General features: G+C 69.4%; 5 protein-coding genes and 1 pseudogene. 1 reads left to right on the forward strand and 5 read right to left on the reverse strand.

Annotation, left to right across the window (positions count from 1 at the left end; all coding sequences use genetic code 11):
* From BN4332_RS16120 to BN4332_RS16135, 4 genes are all read right to left on the reverse strand, one after another.
* A partial coding sequence (locus BN4332_RS16120) for a TIGR03564 family F420-dependent LLM class oxidoreductase (RefSeq protein ID WP_066899618.1) occupies window positions 1–617 on the reverse strand: 617 nt, incomplete at its 3' end.
* A gap of 103 nt (window positions 618–720) precedes the next feature.
* Window positions 721–1,164, reverse strand: coding sequence for an SRPBCC family protein (locus BN4332_RS16125; protein ID WP_066899620.1), 444 nt, complete (start codon window positions 1,162–1,164; stop codon window positions 721–723).
* Window positions 1,165–1,232: 68 nt separating this feature from the next.
* Window positions 1,233–2,111 (reverse strand): universal stress protein, encoded by an 879-nt coding sequence (locus BN4332_RS16130; RefSeq protein WP_066899622.1) that lies wholly within the window; start codon window positions 2,109–2,111, stop codon window positions 1,233–1,235.
* Window positions 2,104–2,736, reverse strand: coding sequence for a universal stress protein (locus BN4332_RS16135; RefSeq protein ID WP_235654110.1), 633 nt, complete (start codon window positions 2,734–2,736; stop codon window positions 2,104–2,106). The genes BN4332_RS16130 and BN4332_RS16135 overlap by 8 nt, the downstream gene beginning before the upstream one ends.
* A 199-nt stretch (window positions 2,737–2,935) precedes the next feature.
* Between BN4332_RS16135 and BN4332_RS16140 the strand changes: the two genes are divergently transcribed.
* A complete protein-coding gene (locus tag BN4332_RS16140) occupies window positions 2,936–3,889 on the forward strand; it encodes a sensor domain-containing protein (RefSeq protein WP_276079487.1) in 954 nt (317 codons plus the stop codon).
* Here BN4332_RS16140 and BN4332_RS16145 read toward each other — a convergent pair.
* Window positions 3,886–4,184 (reverse strand): annotated as a pseudogene (locus BN4332_RS16145) (LLM class F420-dependent oxidoreductase); the annotation flags it as partial. The gene BN4332_RS16140 and the pseudogene BN4332_RS16145 sit on opposite strands and share 4 nt — an antisense overlap.

Consider the following 4,184-nt stretch of genomic DNA (forward strand, 5'->3'; position numbering starts at 1 on the left):
CGGCCGGCGTCCGCGGCCGCCGCGGTGATCGTCGGCACGATGAACTCGCCGACGGTGCGCGGGCCGGCCAGGTACGGCAATGTCCCGTCGGCCAACTCGCCGGTCACGCGCAGGGCCTTGGGCCCCATCGCCGCAACGTACACCGGCACCGGAGCGCCACCGGACACATGGACGGGCCATTCCGGATTAGCGGTGAACGCGCTGCCGTGGAAGTCGACGGCACCGTCATGAAAGATCGCGCGCAGCACCTGTAGGTGTTCGCGTAACCGGCCCACCGGATCGGACCACACCGTGCCGAACGCCCGATGCTCCGGCGCATGCGATCCCAGACCGAGGCCCAACGTGAAATTCCCGTGGGTGCCGGCCTGAGCGGTCTGGGCTGCCGAGGCGACCAGCAGCGGGTGACGGGGATTGATTGGCACCACCGAGGTACCCACGCCGAGGCCGGGCACCGCCGCGCCGACCAGCGCCGCCAGCGTGATGGCGTCGACATCGAACTGCTGGGCCAGCCAGATCTGGCGGACCCCGCCGGCATACGCGTTGCGGGCCTGCGAAATCGCGGCATCGACGACGTTGGGGGCGGACGGGTTCAGGGGAAGGACAACTCCGGTCGGCATATCGACACGAACCGCCGCGGCCGCGCCGGCTATTCCGTTCCGCTCACGCTGCGCCATACCCGTGACATGCCGCTGCACCGGCCGCGGCGACGTGCTCGAGGGGCTAAGCGCGGCGGGCGTTGTTCATGACGCGCTGACGCAACCGTTCGATGGCGACGTCGAGCACCAGCTTCCTGGCGCGCTTGATGAGGAACTCCGGGATCGGCATCGCGACGTCGACGATGATGTCGAACCGCACCCGCGTCTTGTCCACCTCGGGTGTCAGGTTGTATTCGACGTGCTGCCCCCGCTGCTGCAGATTGGGCTCGGCATCCCACACCATCCAGTAGTCGCCCCAGTGGTACTCGAGCAGCTCCTTGTCCGTGATGCCCAGCAACCGCATCGTCGCGGTGACGTGGTGGGGCTTGCCGTCGGGGTAACGGTCGATGACCTTGACCTGGCGGTGCAGTGCCGACCAAGACGGCAGCGCCTCGACATCGGCGAGCACCTCCATGATCGCCTCCGGTGAGGCGTCAAAGACCACCTCGCGTGATGCCTGCACGGCCACGCCTCCAAATCTAGCGAAGCGTGCCGCCGGAGGCTGTCATTCTCCGGCGCGAGCCGGTCAGCAAATGATCAGCCGCGTTGTCTCGCCACGATCACCGGGGCCGGCGACGAATGGACCACCGCGGAGCTGACCGAGCCAAGCAGCAGCCCGGTGAATCCGCCCCGTCCCCGGTTGCCGACCACCACCAGCTGCGCGGTTTCGGCCTGGGCCAACAGTTGCCGAGCCGGTTTGTCGGGCATGACCACCCGCCGCACCGTGACGTCGGGATACCGCTCGCCCCACCCGGCCAGCTGTTCGGCCAGTGCGCGCTCGGCCTGAGGGCCCAGATCGTCCCACCTGACGTCGGGGAACTCGGCATTCAGATCGGTCCAGGTGTGGACCACCACGAGCTCGACCCCGCGCCGCGAGGCCTCGTCGAAGGCGATCTCGGTGGCGAGTTCGGAGGCAGGTGAGCCGTCGACCCCGACAACCACGGGTGCCGTCCCAGGGCGTTCGTTCTCGGGGATCACCGCCACCGGACCATGCGCATGGTGGGCCACGCTCGAGCTCACCGAACCGAGCAGCCGGCGTCCCCACTTGCTCAGGCCGCGCGAGCCCACCACCACCAGATCGGCGTGCCGCGAGTATTCGATCAGGGTGGCAACGGCGTGCCCGGGAACCGCCTTGTCCACGATGCGCAGCGGCCCCGTCCCGGCGGTCGCCTCGGTGGCGACCCGGCGCGCGGCGTCCAGGGCCTCCCGCCCCTGCTGGTCCTGGAAATCCCAATAGTCTTGAGGCAGGGCAACATCGAGCCAGATCGGCGACATCGCACCGGGCAGCGCATACACCAGCGTGAGCTGGACGCCGCGCAAGGCCGCGTCCCGGGCGGCCCACGCGACTGCGGCGTCCGACGACGGCGACCCGTCCACTCCGACGACGATGCCGTGCCGTACGTCGTGTTCACTCATTCGAATCTCCTTGTGCCGAGCGGCAGATGATCACCGGTACCGGGCTGTGGTGCAGCAGGTTGAGACTCGTCGAGCCCAGCAGCACGCCGGCCAGCGCGTTGCGGCCTCGCGATCCGACCACCACCAGGCCCGAATCCCCGACATGCTTCAACAAGGCCTTGCCCGGGGATTCGGGCTCGACGAAACACTTGGCCTCGACGGCGGGGTGACGTTTGTTGTGGACGTCGACGGTCTCGGTCAGCGCCGCCAGTTCGGCGGACTCGACACCGTCCCAGTCGATCAGCAACGGAATGGTCACCCCGGTCTCGGCCGGCGCGGCCAATGACAACGAGCGCACCGCCTCGACCGCGAGGCCGAACCGATCCGCGAACTCGAATGCCGTTTTCAGCGCCTCCTGCGCGGCGGGGCTGTCGTCGACCCCGACCACGACGGGGTCGTCCCCCGGGGACAGCGACTCGCCGCGGAAGGCGACCACCGGACACTTCGACCGGGTCGCCACGGACAGCGCCGTCGAGCCGAGCAGCAGGGCCGCCGCCGGGGTGACCGTCCTCCCACCGAGCACAACCAGCCGCGCATCGTGGCTGGCCTCGATCAACACCTGGTCGGCGGCCTCGTTGAACGACACCGTGGACACCGCCAAATCCGGACGGTCGGCCCGCACGGCCTCATCGGCGGCCTTCAGGAACGCCNTCGCCGCCGGCTACTGGATCCTGGCGCTCACCGGCGGCATCGGTCACCTCGGCCGGCTGCCGGTCTCGGCCGAGCGGGTCCTGCTCGGGCTGGCGGCGACCGGCCTGGTGGTGGCGCTGTTCTGGGTCACCGACATGTATGCCGCGGAGCAGGGCACGCGCAACGGCGCGTTCACCGCGGCCAACCTGTGGGCCGCCGACGGCGATTACACCGCAGTGCAGCTCGACACCACCGAGGCCCTGAATCTCCCGGGCGATCTGGTCAAGGTGACAGTCCTGCCGGCACAGGGCACGCCCGCCCCGCCGGTCTACCGCTACCAGTGCCTGCGTGTCCTCGAAGCGCACGGAGGCAGCTATGTGCTGGTGCCGGCCAGATGGTCGCGGGAACGCGGCTACGCGATCACCCTCACCCCCGATGCGACACACCGTGTGACCGCGGTCGTGGATTCCACGCCCGTGGCGAAAGGCCCCAGCGTGGACCCGTTCTGGCAGTGTCCGGAGCTGGTCCGCACCTATCAGAAGGGTGATCTCGAGCCGATCCTGATCGGTCCTGAAGACGCGCAGACCATCGTGCAGGCGGACGGCCTTCGCGCCGCCGGCCCCGACACGAGTGCCGCCGCGGCTCCTTCTGCCGTCGGCGATGCCTCGGCGAAAGGCTGTGCGTCCGAAGATGTTCCGTCTGCGCTTCCGGCCTATCCCGAGGAGGTCGAAGCAACGCGGGAACGCGAGATCACCGATGACAGCGGGCGGACCTGGTTGCGGCAACGCGCCATGGTTTTTCCCAGTCCGGCCGCGGCCGAGGATTTCTTGGCCCGCGTGCAAGACCACTGGGGCTATTGCGTGGGCCGGGCTGCCGCAGTAGACCGGCCCGGGGAAGCCCAGATCCGCACACTCGGCTCGCCTGGACTGCAGGAAGGCGTTCTGTCGGTGCCCGATTCGGCTTCCGCTGACACAACCGCTGATTGCACCCAGGCCCTGGCAGCCAAGTCCAACATCGTCGTCGCGGTCGACCTCTGCGGCACCGCCGAGCCCGCACGCGCGGTCGCCGTCGCCTACGCGATCCGGGGCCGGATCCCCACCGACTACTAGGGCAGGCTCGCGGCCACCGCCCACAACGCGGCCAGATCCTCGGGCTCTCTGCGGATCGGGCTGAGTGCCACGTCGGTGGCCCCGGCGTCGAGATAGCGTTGCAGCTGCGCCCGCACCTGGGCGGGCGACCCGACGGCCGCCAGCTCGGCGACACTGGAAACCTGCTCGCGGGCAATGACTTTCTGATAGGACGGGATGGTCTCGTAGAAGGCCAGTTGCTGCGCCGCGGCATCGCGGGCGGCGTCTGCATCGTCATCGACCAGGGTCGGCACCATCGCCACCACGCGGGGTCGCG

The sequence above is a fragment of the Mycolicibacterium houstonense genome (genome assembly GCF_900078665.2).
In the GTDB taxonomy this organism is placed as follows: domain Bacteria; phylum Actinomycetota; class Actinomycetes; order Mycobacteriales; family Mycobacteriaceae; genus Mycobacterium; species Mycobacterium houstonense.

Coding starts and splice junctions, on each gene's coding strand:
- BN4332_RS16130 (WP_066899622.1), bottom strand. CDS start 2,111: ATGAGTGAACACGACGTACGGCACGGCATCGTCGTCGGAGTGGACGGG.
- BN4332_RS16140 (WP_276079487.1), top strand. CDS start 2,936: ATGTATGCCGCGGAGCAGGGCACGCGCAACGGCGCGTTCACCGCGGCC.